Below are 19,099 nucleotides of genomic sequence, written 5' to 3' on the forward strand. Positions count from 1 at the left end.
TGAGGGGGGCCTTGGCCGCCTGATAGGCCGCACCAAGGGCGGCATGAACACCAAGCTCCATGCCGTAGCCGATGCGAACGGACGCCCCTTGAGCTTCTTCATGACCGCGGGCCAGGTCAGCGACTACACCGGTGCGGCCGCGTTGCTGGACGACCTGCCGAAGGCTCAGTGGCTGCTTGGGGATCGCGGCTACGACGCCGACTGGTTCAGGGATGCCCTCCAGGCCAAAGGCATCCAGCCCTGCATCCCAGGCCGCAGGTCGCGCAACGAACCGGTCCGGTACGACAAGCGCCGCTACCGGCGTCGCAGCCGCATCGAGATCATGTTCGGCCGCCTCAAGGACTGGCGCCGGGTCGCCACCCGCTACGACCGCTGCCCCACCGCCTTCTTCTCCGCAATCGCTCTCGCTGCCACCGTCATCTTCTGGCTGTGATCAACGAGTCCTGACCCTAAGAGCCCTGGCTCGGGTGTTGCTTGCTCAGGCGACGTACAACCGACACAAGCTTCGCCAGCGTTGGGTCGCGGATCGGTTCGGTGACGCGGAGTTCGCGACTGCGGCCGGCGATGGTCAGCCCAACCGTATAGGTGCGCGCATCCGGCCCCGCGCTGTCGTTAGCAGGCGTGCAGCTGAAGAAGTCCGCCTGATCGGCGAGACTGGCGATCTCCTGGCACTCCAAGGTGGCGAGATCGTCAAACGAGACCGTCTGCTCCTCCGCCAGTCCGGGGAAATGGGCAAGACCGCCCTCGATGCACAAGCGGACCTCACCTTTTATCGTCTCGTCCAAGGCCTTGCCCTTCTGCATCAGATCACTCCAACTATGCTCCGGGCCTCGGTGGCAGCGGCGCATCGTACAGATTTATCCAGCGCATGCCCATGCGTTGCCATGCTTTAGGAGCAGAGCGCCTCACCATAGCACTTGTGCGACCTTGCCGTTCTGCATAATATCATATCTGAATTATTGAAGGTGTGCACACGTGCATATTATCACTCTTGCAGCTCAGAAGGGTGGCGTTGGCAAAACGACGCTCGCGGTGAATTTGGCGGTCGCTGCTGAAGCGGTCGGGATCAAGACGGCTCTCTTTGATCTCGACCCGCAGGAGAGCGCGACCGCTTGGAGCGAGCGACGAACGGCCGAGCTGCCGCACGTCGAGCCAATCAGTGCGAGACGCCTCGACCAAGCGATTGATGCAGCTGAGGCCAACGGCTTTGCACTTACTATCATCGACACACCGCCAGCGGCGGGCGCGGAAGCCGCCGCAGCGGCGCAGCGTGCCGATCTGGTCGTTATCCCCTGCCGTCCGTCATTGATCGATCTTGATGCGATCAAGCGCACGGCACAGCTTATCACCAGCACGGGGCGAACGGGCGTGGTCGTGCTGAATGCCGCCCCCCCTACCGCAACCACATTGCTGGACGATGCCAAAACGCTTGCCGAGGCAACCGGCTTACGGGTGGCGCGTGCCGTATTGCGGGAGCGCAGCGTCTACCGAGCGGCATGGCCTTACGGCTTGGGCGTCATTGAGCATGAGCCGAAAGGTAAAGCTGCCTTGGAAATTGCAGCCTTGCAGAAGCACATATTTGATGATGTGATCAATTGCACACCTGCAAATGTGAAAGCTTGATTATGGCGAAACGGACTTCCCTGTTGGGGCCGGCAGTAGCGGCACCCTCCCCTCGCGAACCCGAGCTGGAACGCCAGTCGGCTCCGGCGACCTTGCCGCCGAGTGCCGCACGATCAGGTGGCAAGCGACCGGGTAAGTATCACCTCGGGGCATATTTTGATCCTGCAGATCCCACGGCGGAGGCATTTCGCGTTTTGGCAGCGCGGACCCGGCGGAGTCACCAAGATCTCCTTGCTGAAGCGATCAGCGAACTGGTCGCCAAGTATGAAGCCGACAAGCAATTCGGCCGTGTGTGACGATGTGCACACCTGCAACAATGCAGGATGGCAGGATTGATCCTTCATGACCAAGCGCCAAAATCCCAACCCCGAATTTGATCTGTTCATCCCGTTGATGGGCGACCTCCCGCTGAAAGATCAGCGGGAGACGATGGAGCGGCCGTTCTTCTCGCTCCAGAAGCGCAAGCGGGTGAAGCCGATCGAATATAGCAGCCCGGACGGCGAGACGTGGGTCAAGATTGAGGCGATCCCCGCCTACGGCATGGCCACGATCTGGGACGCCGATATCTTGATATGGGCGGCGTCCACGCTCAATCGGATGCGGGAGCAGGGGGTCAACGACCTTCCCCGGACACTTAGAACTACGTCCTATGACCTGTTGCGGGCGATCAAGCGCGACACCAGCGGCCGGGCTTATCAGGAGTTGCAGGCTGCACTCCAGCGGCTTCAAACGACTTCCATATCGACCTCGATCCGCGCGCCCAAGCGGCGGACTAAGGCCGGTTTCAACTGGCTCGACAAATGGACGCTGGAGGTGGACCCGGACACTGACCAACCGCGCGGGATGACCATTACGCTGTCGGACTGGGTGTATGAGGGTATTATGGGGGAGCGGTCACTGCTCACCATGCACCAAGATTATTTCCTGCTGACCGGGGGGCTGGAACGCGCCCTGTATCGTATCGCGCGCAAGCACGCCGGCAATCAGAAGGGCGGGTGGACGTGTCGCGTCGAGGTGCTGCGCGACAAGACAGGCAGCGACAGCAAACCAAAAGAGTTCAACCGGATGCTGCGCAAAGTGGTGGAAGCCGACCAGCTCCCCGATTATGCGATGCACATGGCCGCAACAGCCGATGGCAGTCCTGCCGTGCTGTTTCGACTTCGGGGTGAAGCGGAGGCGCTGGCACTGACTGCCAAGTTGGAAGCCGAGCAAGAGCGGCGGAACCGATTCGATGCCGATCGCCGCCGCGCCGCCGAGGTGGACGACCTGATGGACAAGCTCGCCGGAGAACGCTGACTATCGTGGTATCACACACCGCAAGGCCCATCCGTATCAGAGGCGGAGGCGGGCAGCAGGCGTTGAGAGTGTGGATCGAGCAATAATCGACCCGCAAACAGGCAAGCGATCATCGTGGGATCACACACCCGGGCGTCGTGGGATCACACACCGCACTATCGTGGGATCACACACCGAATCACGTGGGATCACACACCGGGCAGATTCTCAAGGTATTACGAAGACGCGGTTTTTTGGCCGCTTTTCGACACTTAACCTTCTTAACGATTCCTATTTAACAGAATCACTTAACCCCAAGACCCGGCTCAAAAGGAAGGAAAGGGAATGCGGAATTGCCCCTTCGGCAATGGCCCTTCGTTACGTGCCGGCTACCGCCGTTACAGGAGCGGCCTGACGGCCGCAGGCTTCCGGGAAAAGCCAAGCCGATCCGGCGGTGTGTACCTGTCAGCGTGACGCCCGTTGAAAGGGCAGGGTGGGGAGATACCCCGAACCGATCGTCGGGTTCGCCGGTGTGTGCGATCATGCCGGACCGTAGAGGCCATCGAACGCGCGTTCGGTATCGTAGCAGATGTTCGCGACGTTAACCGCGTGGGCGTTATCGTCTGCAGATGCGCCTGGGCATCGCTTGGATGGGCGGTCCTGAGCTGTGATTACGAGCAGTCTTGAGAGAGAAGCTCGCCGAGCAAGGCCACCGGATCGACGCCGATCGCCAAGGCGACCGCGACATATTCATCCACGCTCAACTGCCGCTCACCGGTTTCGTAGCGCGATACATAGGCCTGCTGCCATCCGAGCCGCTTCGCGAGGTCGACCTGACGAAGCCTGGCGTCCCGCCGTGCCAGGGTCAGCGCAGCGACGATGCGGGCGTGCAGATCGGATGGGGCAGGGGAGGCGGGCACCCCGAAGCATCTAGACCGGCTTGAGAGATATACGGAAAGCGTATATCTTCTAGGTTTCCGATCGGGAGTGCTGACATGAGACTGTTCGAGCGCATCGCCACCTGGTTCGAAGGCTGGACGCTCCTGGCCCGCCCGGGGATCGGCAGCGACGGCACGGACATCAATCCGGCGACCGGATTACCTACAATCGCGGGAGCGGGGACCCCCGACGTCGCAGGCAATCCCTACGGTTCTACCCGTTCGCACGATTACGAATCCGACTGGCAGCGCCACGATCGTTGGGACAGCGGCGCTCATGACCATTTCCAGCATCACGACAGCTGGTCGGCGAGCAGCCATGATCCCTGGCGTGACTGAGCGCGTCCCGGTGGCCGACCGGCTGATTGCACGATGGGAGGTGAGCCAGCTGAACGTCGTGCCCTACGCGATCAGCGTCATGGCCTTCTTGCCGATGCTGATCATGACGATCGGTATCGCCAAGGCGATCGGCGCCAGACCGGCCGTCGTCGGACGAAGCATGCTCGTCCTCTGGGTGGCTCTGTTCGTGACCGAGATGGCGCGGGGGATCTGGACGTTGCGGCATCGTTACGCCTCACCGCGCTGGCTGCGGGCAGTTCATGCCGCGGTCGGTGACGACCTGGCTATTCACGCGCTCGCCGAGTTGATGCGCCAGCATCGGTACGAACCCGATTACGTCCTTCTGAGATCCGACATGACCAGCGCGGTCCAGCAGGAGCGCGCCAAGCGCAAGGACGCGGTCCGACGTTCCAAGGGAATCCGGATGATGGAGGAACCGGATCCTGCTTCCGGTTTGGAGGCGGAAGGCAGTGATCCCCGGATCGCCGAAGAGCAACGCGCCCAGGTCCGCGAGCGTCGTGCCGCTGAGAAGATTCTGGCAGCGGCAGCGCCGGTGACAGGCGATATGTCCCGGATCTCCCGCTGAACCCGCTGCCGCACCGCCCAGAAGGCGGTCCGGGTAAAATGACAGTTCGCTTGCTGGCCGGCTGACACGCCGGCCCGGGTGCCCCGCCGAAAGCCGGAATGAATGCCGGAGCAGCACGGCATCAGCACCGCAGCGTCTGGACCATGCAGGGAAGGAGCACACACCACGCTATGGATAGCGACCGTGTCCACACCATAAAATCTCGTGTTCTCAGAGCTGTAGCAGGATATTGGCTGTGCTGCGGGTTCCGCGAAAGCTGCCCCGTGACGTGCTACAAGGGCGCTACAGCGCTACGGAAGCCGTGATTTGCCGGGCTGCGCAGCGACATGAGGATCGCAAGCAAGCGAGCCGTGCACTGCTCCCCTTGGAAGCACGGGTTCATCTCTCGTCGGGCGTCATGGACAAGACCGGTGCGTCAGCAGCGGCGGATGTCGGGTTCAGCGGCGCGTGCTTGCTACCGCGCGGTCAGGACGTACCGGGTGGCCGTGCGCGGAAGCGGCGCGGGTCGAAGAACCAGATCAGCATGACCGCGCCGGTGACAGCTGCGGCGATCCAGCAGGCAGCCGCGAGGGCAGGGGCATAGCCCAGCAGACGGGCCGCCAGACCTGCCAGCAGCAGTCCTGTGCACAGCGCCGCTAATCGGCGCACGACCGGCCAGTTGCGTCGCTTGAACCCGACCCGCCGCGTCTCGGCCGTCCAGGCCGCCAGCTGTTCCTTCGAGGGTCCGCCCATCTTCAGTCCCCCAGCGACAAGGCGAGTAGCGTGCCGCGCAGCTGCTTGCGGGTAGCGGCTCCCGCCTCCGCGCCTCCGTCGTATAGCACGCGCGCGAGCGCCTGGCTGCGTTCGTCAGGCAGCTTCAGCCCGACGTCCCTGCAGACGGCGTCCACGTCGGCTCGCAGGCGGTCGAGCCGGTCCCAGTCGACCGGCCCGTAGTAGCTCCGGGGCACGGTGTCCTCGCCCAAGATCACCCATTCGGGATCGACGTCGTAGTCGCGCCGGAGCTTCGCCATTAGGGCGACCGGCGGCTCAGCCCCGCCCAGTTCCCAGCTGACCAGTGCGCGCTTCGAATAGCCCAGCGCCTTTGCAAACGCGTCCTGACCCAACCCGGTCCTGAGCCGTACCGCCTTGATCCGTTCGCCGATGGTAGATGCGCCGCTCACGTCGCCATGGCCTGTTGTATTATCCTGCTCACTATGGCGCAATAGTGCCACTATGCTATCATGGCACGGGAGCGGTGCCGGCGACCAGCATTACGCCGGACAGGGGCAGGAATTTTATGGGCGGTCAGGTCAATGTGCGCCTCGGCGACGACGACGATGCGGACCTCACCCGTTGCGCGGCCGAGCGCGGCGTCGAGCGCGCCACCTTGGCCAAATCGTTCGTTCGGGAATGTCTCGATGCGTGGCGGGAGGGGCGGGCCGTATTCGACCGGCCTGAGCAACTAGGCCCCGGTGACGTCGTCGCCTTCGGCGCTAGGCTGGACAAGGCGGTCATGGAGATCGACCGCATCGCCCAAGCCTGGGCAGCGCATGAGAGCGACATGCACAGGCTGGAGCGCGAGGATCAGCTGGCGCTGACGCGAGCCCGGACCGAGTTCATCAAGGGCATGCCGGAGCGCATTACCGCCAGCTTCAATCCGATCAGGGCGGAGATGCGGCTGCTTGCCGAGCGGATCGACAAGCAGCCGCGTCTGGATGCCATCGACGAACGGCAGCGCGACCACACCGAGGCGTTGCGGGAGAACACCGCCGCCATCAGGAGCCTCGAGCAGCAGCCCCGGACGAAGGTCAGCTACACCGTCTGGGACAGGGACTGGTCGGGTCGCAAGGTCGGTGCGGCGCTGTCGATCGTATGGTTGCTCTGCGTCGGCAGCTACTTCCTTGCGGCGATGGCGCTGCCGCCGTCGTGGTTCGCGGTCCGCTCGGCTAATTTCCTGCTGGGCGGCGGGGATCAGGCGGTCTGCGCGCTCGTGAATTACCGGCTCGCGACCGACAGCTGCCGGACGCAGTTCGAGGGCAAGGCAGGCAAGATTGTGGTGCGGGCGAGGCCCGGCACGTCGCAGGGCCGACAATGATCTCGGTCGCTGCGGTCGGTTCGGCCTCCGACGCAGCCGCCTATTACGCCCAAGACAATTATTACACCGCCGATCAGGCAGAAGGGACCAGCGCCTGGGCAGGCGAGGGGGCGGCAGAACTGGGTCTGTCCGGGCCGGTCGACGCCGAGCGGTTCGAACAGGTGCTCACCGGTGAACTCCCCAACGGTGTCGTGCTGGACGCCAAACGGGGTGGGCACCGGGCGGGCTGGGACCTCACCATGTCCGTGCCCAAGTCGGTGTCGATCCTGGCGCTGGTGGGCGGTGATGCGCGATTGGTGGTCGCGGTACGGGAATCGGCCGCCTCCACCCTTGCCTGGACGGAGCGCAACATCGCGGAAGGGCGGGTCTGGAACGGCAGGGGACAGGCGCCCGAGACGACCGGCCGCTTCGTGGCCGCGACCTTCCTCCACGACGTGAACCGCAGCGGCGAGCCGCAGCTCCACGTTCACAACGTCATCGCCAATGCGACCCGCACCGCCGACGGCAAGTGGCGGGCGCTGCACGCGGACCAGCTGTACGAGCGCCAGCACGTCATGGATGCGGTGTTCCTGTCTGCGCTGCGCAGCCGGGTCGAGACGCTCGGCTTTGCGACAATTCCTCGGCACGATGGTCGCAACGGCGCCTTTGAGATCGCCGGTGTGTCCCGCGCTGTGGTGGAAGCATTCTCCGTCCGCTCGGCCGAGATCGATGCGTACATCAAGGCGCGCGGGCTGGAGAACACGGCGCAGACGCGCGAATATGCGGCGCTGGCTACCCGCGATCCCAAATCCCCCGAGATTGCCCCGGAGCAGCGCGCGGAAGGGTGGCGGCGGTTGGCCGCGGAGAAGGGGTTGGATCCGGCAGCATTGGTGAAGGCCGCGCTGGCTGAGGCGGGGCGGGGGCATGATGTGTGGACGCGCGCGATGCGGGGCGTGCGCGGAATAGGGGAGCGCGGTCTTGCCATCGCCGGACGCATGGGGCTGACCCCGCGCGACGGCGATCCGCTGGTCCCTGAGCGACTGGGACGACTGGAGCCGCGCGCCTATGCCGCGGCGCAGGCGGTCGCATCGGCGGTGCGGGATCTTGGCGAGCGGGAGGCGGCGTTCGACCGCCTGGAGCTCATCCGGGAGAGCCTGTCGCGCAGCGGGCCGGTGACGGTCGCCGATGTCGAGGCCCGACTGGCGCTGCTGCAGGCGAAAGGCCTGTTGCTCGGCGATGGCGATCGGATGGTGACGACGCAAGGGTCGGTGCGGCTCGAGCAGGCGTACCTTGCCACCGTCGAGGCGGGGAGGGGGCAGTCCGCTCCTATCGTTCCGCCGGCCGATGCCGCGATCCGGGTGCAGGAGGCAGCACGCGAGTTGGGGCTGCATCGCCTCAACCCGGGTCAGGAGGCCGCGGCCGTGCTGATGCTGTCCTCGTCCGACCGGGTGGTGAACGTGCAGGGCGGATCGGGACGCGGCAAGTCGACCGCGATGGCGCCGGTGACGGCGGTAGCGAAAGCAGAAGGACGGGCGGTGATCGGGCTCGCCATCGCCAGCGCGAAGGCGAGCGAGTTCGGGCGCGACACCGGTGCTGACGTGAGCACGGTTGCCCGCTTCCTCGCGCGTCATGCCCGCGTGATCGACGGCACGGCCCGACCGGAACAGGTCGCCCGCGTGAAGGCGGAGCTGGCCGGTGCGATCGTCATGGTCGAGGAGGCCGGACAGCTCGGGACGCGCGACATGGAGCGGATCGTGCGGCTTGCCAACATGACGGGCGTTGCCCGCGTCGTGCAGACCGGCGACACCCGCCAGCTGACCGCGATTGCGGCCGGCAAGCCGTTCGAGGCGAGCCAGAAAGCCGGCGTCGCCACGGCCCATATCACCGAGAATCTGCGTTCCCGGTCCGATCAGATGAAGGCTGTCACCGCCGCGCTCGACCGCGGCGATGTGTCGGGTACGTTCGTGATCCTCAGGCCCGCGACGACCGAGGTGCCGGGGAACGCGGTGGCGACGACGGCCGCGGCGCGTTGGGCAGCGCTGCCGCTAGGCGAACGCGACGCCACCCTCCTGCTGACCGCCGGTCGCGCCATGCGCAGCGAGGCCAACCAGGCGGTACAGGCCGAGCTGAAGGCGAGCGGCGAGATCGCTGCCACAGGCACGGCGTTTACCGTCCTTGATCGGGTCAACGCCACCAAGGAGGGCGCACGGCTGATGCGCGCCTATCGGCCCGGCCACGTGGTCGAGGTCCGCATCAACCTGCCCAGCCAAGGCCTGGTTCGCGGCGATCGCGGTGTCGTGACCGGCGTCGAGGGCGACCGGGTGCGGCTCGGCATGGCGGACGGGACCGAGAAGCTGTTCCGGCCCGGCCGATTGGCTAGGAACCTCGACCGCGATGCGGTGTCGATCTTCGCAGTGAAGGAGGTCGAGCTGCACGTCGGTGATCGCATCCGCTGGAGCGACAACGACCGGACCCGCGGACTCGACAACGGTGCGATGGCGCGGGTCGAGGAAGTAGGGCGGGGCAGGTTGGTCGTGTCCTCCCTCGTCGACGGCACAGTGCACGAGATCGCGTCCGGCGATCATATGGCCGAGCGACTGGACCTTGCCTATGCGATCAACGTCCATGTCGCACAGGGGGTCACCACCGAGCACGGCATCGTGGCGATGCGCTCGTCGGAACGCAAGCTGCTGACCGAACGGTCGTTCCTGGTCGCGCTCACCCGCGTGGCGGACAAGGTGGGACTGGTGCTCGACGACGGGCGGAAGGTCGAACGGCACGTCACCCGCAACACCGGCGACAAGACCTCGGCGCTTGATGTGGTCGAGCGTGGCCAGGCGACCGACGCCATCCGCCTGCCGGATGCGGGCTCCCCGCTCGACCGGGCGCTGGAGCGTTACGCCCAGTTGTTTCTGGCGGCCGAGCGGATGCGCGAGGATGGACGGGAGCTGCCGCTGTCCCAGGTGCGTGAACTGGACGTTGCGTCGGCCGCGCTCGACCGGGTCCGGCCCTATGCCGCTGAGGATCTGCGGATCGTGCTGGACCGCAGCGCCGACCCGGTACGGGGGCTGGAGCAGATTGTGCCGGGCGAGTTGCGGCAGGTCTGGGCGGAGGAGGGGCAGGCGCGTGCCGATCCTCGCACCTATGCCGACCGCTTCGTGGCCGATTGGCGGTCGGCGTCAGGCGACCGGGGTGCGGGCGAAACGCCGCAGATCGAAGACCGGGCCGAGCGCCGCCTGGAGCGGCTCGAAGGCCGTATGGCGCGGCAGCCCTCGCTGGAGAAAGCGCTCGACGCCCGCATTCCTGAGCGCCAGCTGCGCCTCGACGGCCCCGGAATGGGCGGGGGTGGTCGCGAACGGGATCGGGAAATGGAGATGTGAGCCGACGTGGAAAGGTGTGTTTCGGGTGTGTCATGCTCACCCGGCTTCGATTAATCTTCTCCAGCTTCCGCCCTGTCGAGTGCGACAAGGCGCTTATACTCTTCGACCGGCACGATGGCGATCATGGGCGATCCGTCGCGCTCGATGGCGATCGCGCCTTCGGTTGCCAGCGCAAGGCATTTACGGACCTGGGCGGGTGTGCGGGGAAAGGGGACCGTGCGCATGGCCGTATCATATCACTCCGCGAGAATCGTAACTAGGGCTGCGCTACGTCAAACACCCAATCAGGCGGTGCTGATGAAGGCAGCTATCTCGAATGATATAGCAGCGGTGAGGCTGGCGAGATCACCGATTGGATCGATACGCATTGCGCGCCGCGGCTGGTCATGGCCGATGGCAGACCGCACGGCTTGAAACGCTCCTCGGAAGAACGTAATGTGAACGAATGATACTGATAATCTTCGCCGGTACCCTTTGAGCGATCGCGATGTATTTTTGAGAGAGTACACCTCAGCACTTGCTGAGGATGGTGCTTCGGTTCTTGTCGGTGCCGGCACTTCCATGGCCGCGGGGTATCCCTCGTGGAAGGGCTTGCTGCAGGAAATTGCGGGTGATCTCGGCCTCGAAATTGAGGACGTCGACGATCTTACGGCAGTTGCTCAATGGGCGATTGGTGCGGATCATTCGAACCGCACGACCGTACTAAATGCCATACGGGAGCAGATCGAGCCGGATCATGCCATCCCCTCGGCGTTGCTGTCGCTGGCAAGGCTGCCGATCCGCGAGGTGTGGACGACGAATTACGACCGGCTGATCGAGCGTGCGTTCGGCGAGCTTGGGCGCCCGGTTGATGTTCGGGCCAACCAGGAGCAGTTGGCACTGCGCAAGCGCCGCGCGGGAGCGGTCCGCATTTACAAGATGCACGGGACCATCGATGCAGTTGATGATCTGGTAATTTCCACCGAGGATTACGAACTGTACCGGCAGCGGCGCGGTGCATTTTTGGGTCTGCTGCACGCTCATCTGACAGGAATGACCTTCCTGTTCGTGGGTATGAGCCTGACGGACCCGAACGTCCGCCACGTGCTTGCCTTGCTGCGTGAGCATTTTCCAACGACCCCGCCCCGACACTTCATGATCGCACGGCGGCCACAGCGGGCGGATTTTGGGTCTGATGATGCCCACGCCGCCCGGTTGAAGCGGCATGACTATTGGGTGCGCGACTTACGACGCTATGGTCTTGTCGTCGTCGAGATCAATGCGTTCGCTGAAATTGATGAATTGATGGATGAACTCGAACGGCGTGTGGCACGTCGTCGGATATGGGTGTCGGGTAGCTGGCCGCTCAATGCCGGTGATTCTAGCGCGGGGTTCGTTCACGATGTAGCGCGCGCGATCGGGCGTAGGATCGGATCGACAGATCTTTTCATGCTATCCGGGGCCGGGCTGTTGGTCGGATCAGCTTCGCTGTCAGGGTTCCTCGAAACCATGCAGGGGCGCGGTGAGTGGGACTTTGATCGGCGGTTGGTTGTTCGTCCCTTTCCGCAACCGGTCGGTGACGCTGAGCCGGATCGTCAGCATTGGGCAGAGCTGCGTGGTGAGTTGGCGCGCTTGGCGGGTATCGTGGTTTTCGTTGGCGGTGCGAAGATCGAGTCCGGCGAACTGGTGTCTGCCACCGGTGTGTTCGAAGAGCGCGCCCTCGCCGATGGTAGAGGTGCATTTCTATTGCCTGTCGGAGCCACCGGAGGCGCTGCCTCGGTTATCGCCAATGGGTTGCTGACATCAGCCCTTCCGTCGACTGGCAGTAATGCCCGGCGCCCCACGGACGATGAGTTGCGCATATTGTCAGACGCCTCGGCAACGCCAGATCAACTCGCTGATGCGGTTTTGAAAATCATTAAGCGGATCGCACGCTGAAAAATCGTTTGTGATGAACATCTGGGAGAACGGCATTGGCGAGGCGGGTATTCTTCAGCTTTCACTTCACGCGAGATGCATGGCGCGTGTCGCAGGTCCGCAATGCCTGGATGTTGCCGGGAAACCGTGATTCCAACACCATTGTCGATCATGCGTCGTGGGAAGAAATCATGCGCAATGGCCCGCAGGCGATCCAGAACTGGATCGATACGCAGATGAACGGCAGTAGCGTGGTAGCGGTACTGATCGGTCGCGATACGCATATGAGGCCGTGGGTGGAGTATGAGATCCGCAAGGCCCACCGCGAGGGACGCGGCATCCTTGGTGTGCACTTAGCTGGCATGAAGGATAGTAACGGCACCGTTGATCCGGCCGGGGCCGATCCGATCGCAAAGCTTGCGCTTACCGATCGGTTCGGGACCAGAGTAACTTACCCTACTTATTCCTGGTTGCAGGGTGACGGCAGAAAGAACTTTTCGTCGTGGGTTGAAGCCGCTGCCCAGCGCGCCGGTCGTTAAAGGCGAGATCGATCATGTCCTACGTTACCGAATCTGAGGTCCGGGCTGCCGCTGCTCGTGCGAAAGCAGCTACGTTCAAGTCCGCGGGCATTTTGTTGCGCGAATCGCGTGACACATACCAATCTTCATTCGATGTATTCCTGTCGCATTCTTTCATGGATCAGGAACTTGTCCTAGGAGCGAAGCAACTGCTCGAGGAAAAAGGGTTGTCCGTCTATGTCGACTGGATCGACGATCCGCTGCTAGATCGTACCGCCGTAACGCGGGCGACCGCCGAGAAGATCAGAGGGCGGATGCGGCAGTGCCGGACGCTGCTCTATCTGCATTCGGCGAATGCCACCAAGTCTAAGTGGTGTCCGTGGGAATTGGGCTATTTCGATGCCTTCACCCATCCGTCCCGGCGCGTTTTCATTTTCCCCGTCACCGCTGCGGATCGATCCTATACGAGCCAGGAATATCTCAATCTCTATGATACGGTCGACATGGCTTCGATCGGCGTGGCTACACGCAGGCGCGATGATATCAGGGTCAAGGGCGCAGATAGTAGCTTCAGAGCGTGGAGCGTTGCCGCCTGATCGATCATTCCTTGAGCTTTTCGGCGACCGCGAACGCGGCATCAGGAGGCGGGTAGAGTCAGCTATTTTTGCCATGGCGCACACGGGTCGCCATTATCGGAGGTAGAAAGGTCTACCTTTCTTCCGCGCGATCGAATGCCAATGCGGCATGGTAGGTAATGGGCGATGGACACGCTTGAACCCGCCGCTCGATCAGAACGTATGCGCCGAGTCCGCGGCAAGGACACTCGGCCGGAAATAGTGGTGCGGCGGTTAGCCCATCGGCTCGGCTACCGCTTCCGTCTTCATCGCCGCGATCTACCCGGTAGCCCCGACCTGGTGTTCCCCGCGCGCCGAGCGGTGATATTCGTGCATGGATGCTTTTGGCATCAGCACGACTGTCCGCGCGGATCACGCCGCCCTTCAAGCAACGCGGCATACTGGCACCCCAAGCTCGCCCGGAACGTCGAGCGGGATGGAATGGCGCGGCAGCAGCTCGAAAACGAAGGCTGGCGCGTCCTGGTGCTGTGGGAATGCGAGATGCGGGATGCCGACCAGCTATCACGCCGTCTGGTCAGCTTCCTCGACGGTTAAGCACGCCGGATCGGCGCCATGTCCGACACCTTCTGGACCACGCCAGCACGCCGGATCGTGGTGCGCCGCATGAGGTCGGAGCCGCTTTGCAGCAGCTCGAAATCCACATGGTTCAATTCAGCATCGTTGCCTTTGAAGCAGCGGTGGAACGCCAACAGCAGCTCCACCGCTTCGATCGGCTGAGCTGAAGCAGCGGGGGCGGCGCTGGACGGCACGATGCTTGGAAACAGGTAGGTGCAGGCCGGCGGAACGCGAAATGGGCCAATGTCGGTGAGCCGTGCTCCATCGTCACCGGCGACCTTGGGACATGGGCGGCCGATCGTGCCGCACACCATGTCCCAGACGATCAGGCCATCAACACGCTGGTTGCGGGAGATCATCTCAACGCTCAAGCGCGTGTGGATCCCCGACCAAGCATTGCGACGTGGATCGGCGCCGAGGTTGGTGCAGATGCTCCAAATCACAAACTCGTCGGCATCGGCCGGCCGCTCGAATATGTTGGTGTTGTTGCCGTCTAAGCAACCCTTGAGGTCGATGACGGCAGTGCGACCTGATGGAAGCCGGACCCGATAGTCGTTGCGGCTGGAATCGTCGGTGAGATCCCACCCGGCGATAAAGCCTTCGTCCTCCATGTGGTTGAGGACGTGCTGGACGAACTCGCGCTTGGTGCGCATCGTCGCGGAGAATTGCCCTCTCACCCGCTCGACGGCACCACGGAACAGGCCCGAATTGTAGAAGTCACGTTCGTCCAGGCCATGATCACCGAGCCGGTGCGCCTCGGTTTTCAGAACCTCGGCGAACCGCTCGATTTGCGCGCGCAGATCGCTGTTCTGCTCGCACGGTATGACGCTCATGCAGCAGCCCGTTCGGCAGCCTCCGCCATGCCCAACAGGGGCTCTAGGATATGGTGGGCGAGGTGCCGAACAACCGGCACCGCCACCCCGTCGCCGGTCAGGTGGTATGCTTCATTGTAGTTGCGCGGCAGCTTGTAGTCATCGTCTAGACCCATGAGACGCGCTGTCTCGCGCGCGGAGATCAGTCGCGACCGCACTTTCGCGCCATCAATGACGACGATCACTTGGCGGCTGGAGCCGCCGGCGGGCGTGCGTAGGCAGCCAGATACGTCGTCGAAACGAACTTCGGCGCGTTGCACCTTTTTGCCTCCCTCAACTCGCGTGCGCTTGTAGACGCCTCCGACCATGCGGCGCCCTGCCCGCTTGGCGGCGTTCACCTTGGCGAGGTTGATGGGCGACATCATGCCGAGGAGCTGCTGCGTTTCCGCAGACGTGTGCCAAGACACGCTCGACGGGTTCTCCTCGATCATGCTGGCGAACGTCGTGTTGCGTCGGTTGGGCGTCGGCATGTTCCACCACAACATGCCCTGTCGCAGCTCGGCCGGCAGCCGCTCGACTGCGCTTTGCAGGCCCCGCGTATGGAACGGCTCAATCGGCCCAGGCGCGAGTAGCGTCGAGTCGACTGTCACGTCGGCATGGACACCGATCACGAATAGACGAGGACGGGAGTGCGGAAGGAAGAGATCCGCGTTGATGACCAAGGCGCCGCAGCGGTAGCCCGCGTCCGCGAAGGTCTGGCAGATCGCCTCGAAATCCTTGCCCTCATGCGAGGTCAGTGTGCCGCAGACGTTCTCGAGCGCAATCAGCTTGGGTGCCCTTCCGTCCGCGATGAGGCCACGGATCACGTCCCAGAACGGGTAGAAGGTGCCCGAGCGCTCTCCGCGCAGCCCCGCCCCGCCCCCCGCCAGTGACAGGTCTTGGCAGGGGAATGAACCCCATACGAGATCGGCCACGCCGGGCAGCTTGGCGGCGGTGATTTGCTTCACGTCACCGACCGTCAGCTCGCCGCCCATGCCCCAATTTGCTTGGTAGGTGAGCCCCTTCTTATGGTCGAAGTCGTTGGCGAACAGGCAGGTCCAACCCGCCCCCAGGCCAGCGCGCGCCATGCCTCCGCCAGCGAAGAACTCGTAGAACTTAGCCATTAGCGACCCGCCCTTCCCCGTGGCGATCGTTGGCGCTCGTCTCGCGCGCCAGCTTCTCCGCGACGGCTTCGGTGATCCAGGTGTTGCGCGAGACGTTGCCGAGGCGATCGGCGCGCGCCGCGTCGATCAGAGCGAACGTCTCGGCCGATAGGCGGAGGTTGATGCGATCGAGATCGCGCACAGTGGCGGGCTTGGAAGACGTAGTCATGGCGCCATTGTGGCGCCACATTTTGACCTTGTCCAGTATGTTCTACATGTGTTCCTAATTTGCAAGGCCGATCGGGCTCGCGCCTATTCCCCTGCCGAGCTATATGTCACTGAAACGTGGAGCGTGCATGGACGGTCGGAATCCAGACGAGATCAACTTCCCTCCGTTTGAAACGGAGGATTTGCGTAAGAATCTCGCACGTTATCTTGATAGTGCCTTCACCGCCGAAGGAGCTGCCGCTGCGTCGAAAGTCGGCAACTTCAAGTGGGGCGTATACGCCTTCTTCGATTATGACGGGGAACCGATCTACGTCGGGCAAACTAACGAGCAGCTTCGCACTCGCATCCGGCGCCATCTGACCAATCAACGCACCGATGCCGTTGCTATGTCTGTGCTTGACCCTTTCGAGGTGTACGAGATCGAGGTTTGGCCGCTTCCGGCCCTACAAGAGGTGTCGAAGCCGAGAAGCAAGACGGACGCGCGTTGGGCGGCATGGGAGTCGGCCGTCGATCAACTCAATGCACTGGAGCGTAAGGTTTACGATCAGGCGATCGAAAAGAGCCGATTCAAAGCTATCCTGAACGAGAAAGACCCACCGCTGGCGAAGGTCGAGATCGAGGCACCGCCATCGTTCAGGGGACGCATCGTTTCTGATGAGGTGTTCGCGATCCGCTCGCACCCTGATTTTAGGATTGCCCGACGTGCGCTCATCATCGCCAGACTTGCCCAGGTCATCGCCGAGCGAAAGGTTCAAGGTGGATTGCGGCGGGTCATGCTGATCCAGGCAAAGCGCCTGCAATGGCTTGCCGATCGACGATATCAGGCCCTGGGGGGCGCAGAATCCGTGGAGCGGGAAGATGGCGCCGACACCGACGAGTAGCTCATCGCGGGTGCCTGCGTGTCGGCGCTCCCCCTCGCCTGCTTCTAAGCCGCAACCTTTGTTGCGAAGATGCAGGGCTCCACATCGGCAGGGGCTGCCAGGATAGGCCACCAGAACTTATGGCCGCTCCAGCCCTGCTCCTTAGTGCCTTCCTGTTGTAGCAGCACCAGCGCCGGTTTCGAGCGTCCAGGGTCCATCACGGTTGATCGAAGCGCGGTGCCCAAGATCGAGCGGCCGGACTTGTCACCGGAACCCCCTTTGGTCAGCCGACGCCCTGTTTCTGCTAGCACGACCAGGTTGCCGTCGCCGCCGTCGCGAACGTCGGAATAATAGTCGATCAGGCCGCGCATGGCGTCCCACTCGAACTCCGTGTCGTCAAACTCCATCGTCTCCTCGATGGCGTCGATAATCTCGATCGCGCGGGCGCGGTCCAGCTCGGCGAAACCGGCGGCGTTGATCCATCGAGGATCAATTAGCGCATCGATCTTGGCCTGGGCCGCGGCCATTGCCCGACCGCGGATCGTCTGGAACCCAGTGGGCAAAACCATGCCGTTCGGTCGGACCGGCACCACCGAGCTGAGCATCACCTTATTGGGCGCGCACGGGCGCACCCGCTGCAAGGGGTCGGTCTGAATGAACACGACGCCGCGGTCGTGGGCGCCCGTCTCGAAAGCTTCCCGTAGCGCGTTCTCAAAGCCGTTGATCGTGAACAGCCGATCATACACCCCTTGCGACGTGTAGAACCTCGTCACCGCCAGATCGGGCCGTGACCGGTTGCCATACATGCGTGAGTGCTGAAGCACGGTATCAGCCTGCATCGTTCGGGGGTTTCGGCCGTAGTAGAAGGCGATCAGGTTCGGGATGGTGATGCCTCGGTCGAGGATATTGCCGCCGACATAGATATTAAACGGCGTGCGCAGCTTCAGCTCGGCTTGCGTGTCAAGCAGCGCCATCACATCCTTGTCGGAGTTCACCGTCTCCCGCACCACGTCATCGCTTTGCAGCGCATCAATAAAAAGTTCGAACGCCTCTTGGCGCGAGGGCATACGACCCTTGTCGGCGCTGACCGACGTATCGAGGTCATCATAAGCCGCATCGAACAGTGGCCGCAGCGTCTCCGGATCGTTTTCCGCGTGATCCAAGATCGCTTCGCTAATCCATTCGATCACCTGATCCTGCCAAGCGTGCGCCGCCTTCTGCGTATCGTTGTGGATTATCATCGCGTACTTGCGCTTGCGCTCGCCGGCCTCGTGCTGCTGCCAGCGCCGCACGCACGCGGCCAGGACGAAAGTGATGATGGCGCGCCGAAGACCGACGGTGTTGGGACTGTCCAACACCGAGTTCGGATGAATGCGTCGCTTGTCGGGGCGGCGAAGCGCATCCTGCTCCAAGTCGCTGACCGTTACGATGAGGTGGTGACGCGGATCGTCGGTATCGTGGCCACCAAAATAATCGTCGCCTCCGACGTAACCGCCGTGGATCGGCAGCAGTTCGGTAAACGCCGGCTTTTTGGGTTTGAACACGAAGTTGCCGCCGGCGTTGGCTGCCTCATAGCCCTCCGGCTGGAGGTAGAGCGAGTAAGGCGTCGCGGTCACCTGGAGGAAGGCAATGCCCTCAACCATGCGGCGCAGATCGTCCATTTTCTCAGCGATGGCGCCCTGCTCGATAGCTTGCTGCCCGCGCTTGCGCACGAACCGGACGCTGGCGAGGTCCGCTTCATCATCGATCAGCAGCACCTTGCGCTTTTGCAGATCGGCATGGGCCTCCATAAATTCGATTAGGCGGTCAAGATTCTGCGCCTGCTTCTTCGCCACAATGACGATTTTGCGCTTCAGCTCGCTGCGCGTCAGCTTACCAGGCAACTTCATGATATCGAGAACGATCATCTCGTCCTCGTCTATGAAATCGGCAAAATCGGCGCTAAGGCGGGCAACGGTCTGCGCTGACAAGGTCTTGGTGCCCTTGGTCAGCACCAACGCGATATCGAAATCCCGATCGAACGCACGCGCAATCGCCCCCACGAACCCGCGCGTTTTGCCCGACTGGATTTTGCCCAGGAGCATCCCCGGCCGATCACCGGTCGTATCGACATCCTCGAGCTGGTTGACGACGCGCTCGATGCACGCGGCCAGCTCGTCGCTATCGCCGCGGGTCTGCCTCAACCGAGCATAGAACCCCGTCATTGTTCCTCCCCCTTCGCTGTTCATGAGTTGCGCTGGCTCGTAATATAGGCGCCCC

21 protein-coding genes and 1 pseudogene are annotated in these 19,099 nt (G+C 63.1%); 13 read left to right on the forward strand and 9 right to left on the reverse strand.

Going from position 1 to position 19,099, the window contains the following annotated elements; all coding sequences use genetic code 11:
• Position 1 precedes the first annotated feature (1 nt).
• Positions 2 to 433, forward strand: a pseudogene (locus tag MF609_RS17850) (IS5 family transposase); the annotation flags it as partial.
• Positions 434 to 449: 16 nt separating this feature from the next.
• Here the strand turns inward: MF609_RS17850 and MF609_RS17855 are convergent.
• Positions 450 to 803 (reverse strand): protealysin inhibitor emfourin, encoded by a 354-nt coding sequence (locus tag MF609_RS17855; RefSeq protein ID WP_242417489.1) that lies wholly within the window; start codon positions 801 to 803, stop codon positions 450 to 452.
• Between the two features lie 172 nt (positions 804 to 975).
• On the opposite strand from MF609_RS17855, the gene MF609_RS17860 reads away from it, so the two are divergent.
• From MF609_RS17860 to MF609_RS17865, 3 genes are read left to right on the forward strand one after another with little or no spacing between them, the layout of a single operon-like run.
• Positions 976 to 1,623 (forward strand): ParA family protein, encoded by a 648-nt coding sequence (locus MF609_RS17860; protein WP_047867243.1) that lies wholly within the window; start codon positions 976 to 978, stop codon positions 1,621 to 1,623.
• Between the two features lie 2 nt (positions 1,624 to 1,625).
• Positions 1,626 to 1,919 carry a ribbon-helix-helix domain-containing protein gene (locus MF609_RS20115; protein ID WP_373853882.1) on the forward strand — a complete coding sequence of 98 codons (294 nt, stop codon included), beginning with the start codon at positions 1,626 to 1,628 and terminating at the stop codon, positions 1,917 to 1,919.
• Positions 1,920 to 1,965: 46 nt separating this feature from the next.
• Positions 1,966 to 2,919 carry a replication initiator protein A gene (locus MF609_RS17865; RefSeq protein WP_047867245.1) on the forward strand — a complete coding sequence of 318 codons (954 nt, stop codon included), beginning with the start codon at positions 1,966 to 1,968 and terminating at the stop codon, positions 2,917 to 2,919.
• A 650-nt stretch (positions 2,920 to 3,569) separates the two neighbouring features.
• Here the strand turns inward: MF609_RS17865 and MF609_RS17870 are convergent.
• Positions 3,570 to 3,818: a helix-turn-helix domain-containing protein gene (locus tag MF609_RS17870; protein ID WP_198930551.1), complete on the reverse strand. Its 249-nt coding sequence runs from the start codon at positions 3,816 to 3,818 to the stop codon at positions 3,570 to 3,572.
• 75 nt (positions 3,819 to 3,893) lie between these two features.
• On the opposite strand from MF609_RS17870, the gene MF609_RS17875 reads away from it, so the two are divergent.
• Positions 3,894 to 4,175 (forward strand): hypothetical protein, encoded by a 282-nt coding sequence (locus tag MF609_RS17875; protein ID WP_047867247.1) that lies wholly within the window; start codon positions 3,894 to 3,896, stop codon positions 4,173 to 4,175.
• Entirely contained in the window at positions 4,156 to 4,761 is a 606-nt protein-coding gene (locus MF609_RS17880; protein WP_047867248.1) for a hypothetical protein, read from the forward strand. The genes MF609_RS17875 and MF609_RS17880 overlap by 20 nt, the downstream gene beginning before the upstream one ends.
• Before the next feature lie 465 nt (positions 4,762 to 5,226).
• Here the strand turns inward: MF609_RS17880 and MF609_RS17885 are convergent, their stop codons facing one another.
• Together MF609_RS17885 and MF609_RS17890 are read right to left on the reverse strand one after the other, a co-directional pair.
• Positions 5,227 to 5,493, reverse strand: coding sequence for a hypothetical protein (locus MF609_RS17885; protein WP_047867249.1), 267 nt, complete (start codon positions 5,491 to 5,493; stop codon positions 5,227 to 5,229).
• A 2-nt stretch (positions 5,494 to 5,495) separates the two neighbouring features.
• Complete coding sequence (locus MF609_RS17890) at positions 5,496 to 5,921, reverse strand: helix-turn-helix domain-containing protein (protein WP_047867250.1); 426 nt, start codon at positions 5,919 to 5,921, stop codon at positions 5,496 to 5,498.
• A gap of 116 nt (positions 5,922 to 6,037) precedes the next feature.
• Here MF609_RS17890 and MF609_RS17895 point away from each other — a divergent pair, with 116 nt between their 5' ends.
• On the forward strand, positions 6,038 to 6,835 hold the full coding sequence (locus MF609_RS17895; RefSeq protein ID WP_047867251.1) for a hypothetical protein: 798 nt from the start codon (positions 6,038 to 6,040) through the stop codon (positions 6,833 to 6,835).
• A complete protein-coding gene (mobF, locus tag MF609_RS17900; protein WP_242417490.1) occupies positions 6,832 to 10,194 on the forward strand; it encodes a MobF family relaxase in 3,363 nt (1,120 codons plus the stop codon). Before MF609_RS17895 ends, mobF begins: the two co-directional genes overlap by 4 nt.
• A gap of 50 nt (positions 10,195 to 10,244) precedes the next feature.
• Here the strand turns inward: mobF and MF609_RS17905 are convergent, their stop codons facing one another.
• Positions 10,245 to 10,418 (reverse strand): hypothetical protein, encoded by a 174-nt coding sequence (locus MF609_RS17905; RefSeq protein WP_242417491.1) that lies wholly within the window; start codon positions 10,416 to 10,418, stop codon positions 10,245 to 10,247.
• A 250-nt stretch (positions 10,419 to 10,668) separates the two neighbouring features.
• Between MF609_RS17905 and MF609_RS17910 the strand changes: the two genes are divergently transcribed.
• The 4 genes from MF609_RS17910 to MF609_RS17925 all read left to right on the forward strand — a co-directional run bounded on the left by MF609_RS17910 (position 10,669) and on the right by MF609_RS17925 (position 13,777).
• Positions 10,669 to 12,111: an SIR2 family protein gene (locus tag MF609_RS17910; RefSeq protein ID WP_047867307.1), complete on the forward strand. Its 1,443-nt coding sequence runs from the start codon at positions 10,669 to 10,671 to the stop codon at positions 12,109 to 12,111.
• Between the two features lie 35 nt (positions 12,112 to 12,146).
• The gene (locus MF609_RS17915; RefSeq protein WP_076711806.1) at positions 12,147 to 12,629 is read left to right on the forward strand and encodes a TIR domain-containing protein; all 483 of its coding nucleotides are present in this window, start codon (positions 12,147 to 12,149) and stop codon (positions 12,627 to 12,629) included.
• A gap of 14 nt (positions 12,630 to 12,643) precedes the next feature.
• Complete coding sequence (locus MF609_RS17920; RefSeq protein WP_076711807.1) at positions 12,644 to 13,204, forward strand: toll/interleukin-1 receptor domain-containing protein; 561 nt, start codon at positions 12,644 to 12,646, stop codon at positions 13,202 to 13,204.
• Between the two features lie 165 nt (positions 13,205 to 13,369).
• Positions 13,370 to 13,777, forward strand: coding sequence for a very short patch repair endonuclease (locus tag MF609_RS17925; RefSeq protein WP_076711808.1), 408 nt, complete (start codon positions 13,370 to 13,372; stop codon positions 13,775 to 13,777).
• Here MF609_RS17925 and MF609_RS17930 read toward each other — a convergent pair.
• From MF609_RS17930 to MF609_RS17940, 3 genes are read right to left on the reverse strand one after another with little or no spacing between them, the layout of a single operon-like run.
• Entirely contained in the window at positions 13,774 to 14,631 is an 858-nt protein-coding gene (locus tag MF609_RS17930; RefSeq protein WP_047867235.1) for a hypothetical protein, read from the reverse strand. The two genes, MF609_RS17925 and MF609_RS17930, sit on opposite strands and share 4 nt — an antisense overlap.
• Positions 14,628 to 15,773 (reverse strand): DNA cytosine methyltransferase, encoded by a 1,146-nt coding sequence (locus MF609_RS17935; protein WP_047867234.1) that lies wholly within the window; start codon positions 15,771 to 15,773, stop codon positions 14,628 to 14,630. Before MF609_RS17935 ends, MF609_RS17930 begins: the two co-directional genes overlap by 4 nt.
• Positions 15,766 to 15,981: a hypothetical protein gene (locus tag MF609_RS17940; RefSeq protein ID WP_047867238.1), complete on the reverse strand. Its 216-nt coding sequence runs from the start codon at positions 15,979 to 15,981 to the stop codon at positions 15,766 to 15,768. The genes MF609_RS17935 and MF609_RS17940 overlap by 8 nt, the downstream gene beginning before the upstream one ends.
• A 127-nt stretch (positions 15,982 to 16,108) precedes the next feature.
• Between MF609_RS17940 and MF609_RS17945 the strand changes: the two genes are divergently transcribed.
• The gene (locus MF609_RS17945) at positions 16,109 to 16,861 is read left to right on the forward strand and encodes a GIY-YIG nuclease family protein (RefSeq protein WP_047867233.1); all 753 of its coding nucleotides are present in this window, start codon (positions 16,109 to 16,111) and stop codon (positions 16,859 to 16,861) included.
• A 44-nt stretch (positions 16,862 to 16,905) separates the two neighbouring features.
• On the opposite strand, the gene MF609_RS17950 is transcribed toward MF609_RS17945, so the two are convergent.
• Positions 16,906 to 19,044 carry a Z1 domain-containing protein gene (locus tag MF609_RS17950; RefSeq protein WP_242417492.1) on the reverse strand — a complete coding sequence of 713 codons (2,139 nt, stop codon included), beginning with the start codon at positions 19,042 to 19,044 and terminating at the stop codon, positions 16,906 to 16,908.
• Positions 19,045 to 19,099 lie beyond the last annotated feature (55 nt).

The organism is Sphingomonas panni (assembly GCF_022664435.1).
GTDB lineage: Bacteria > Pseudomonadota > Alphaproteobacteria > Sphingomonadales > Sphingomonadaceae > Sphingomonas > Sphingomonas panni.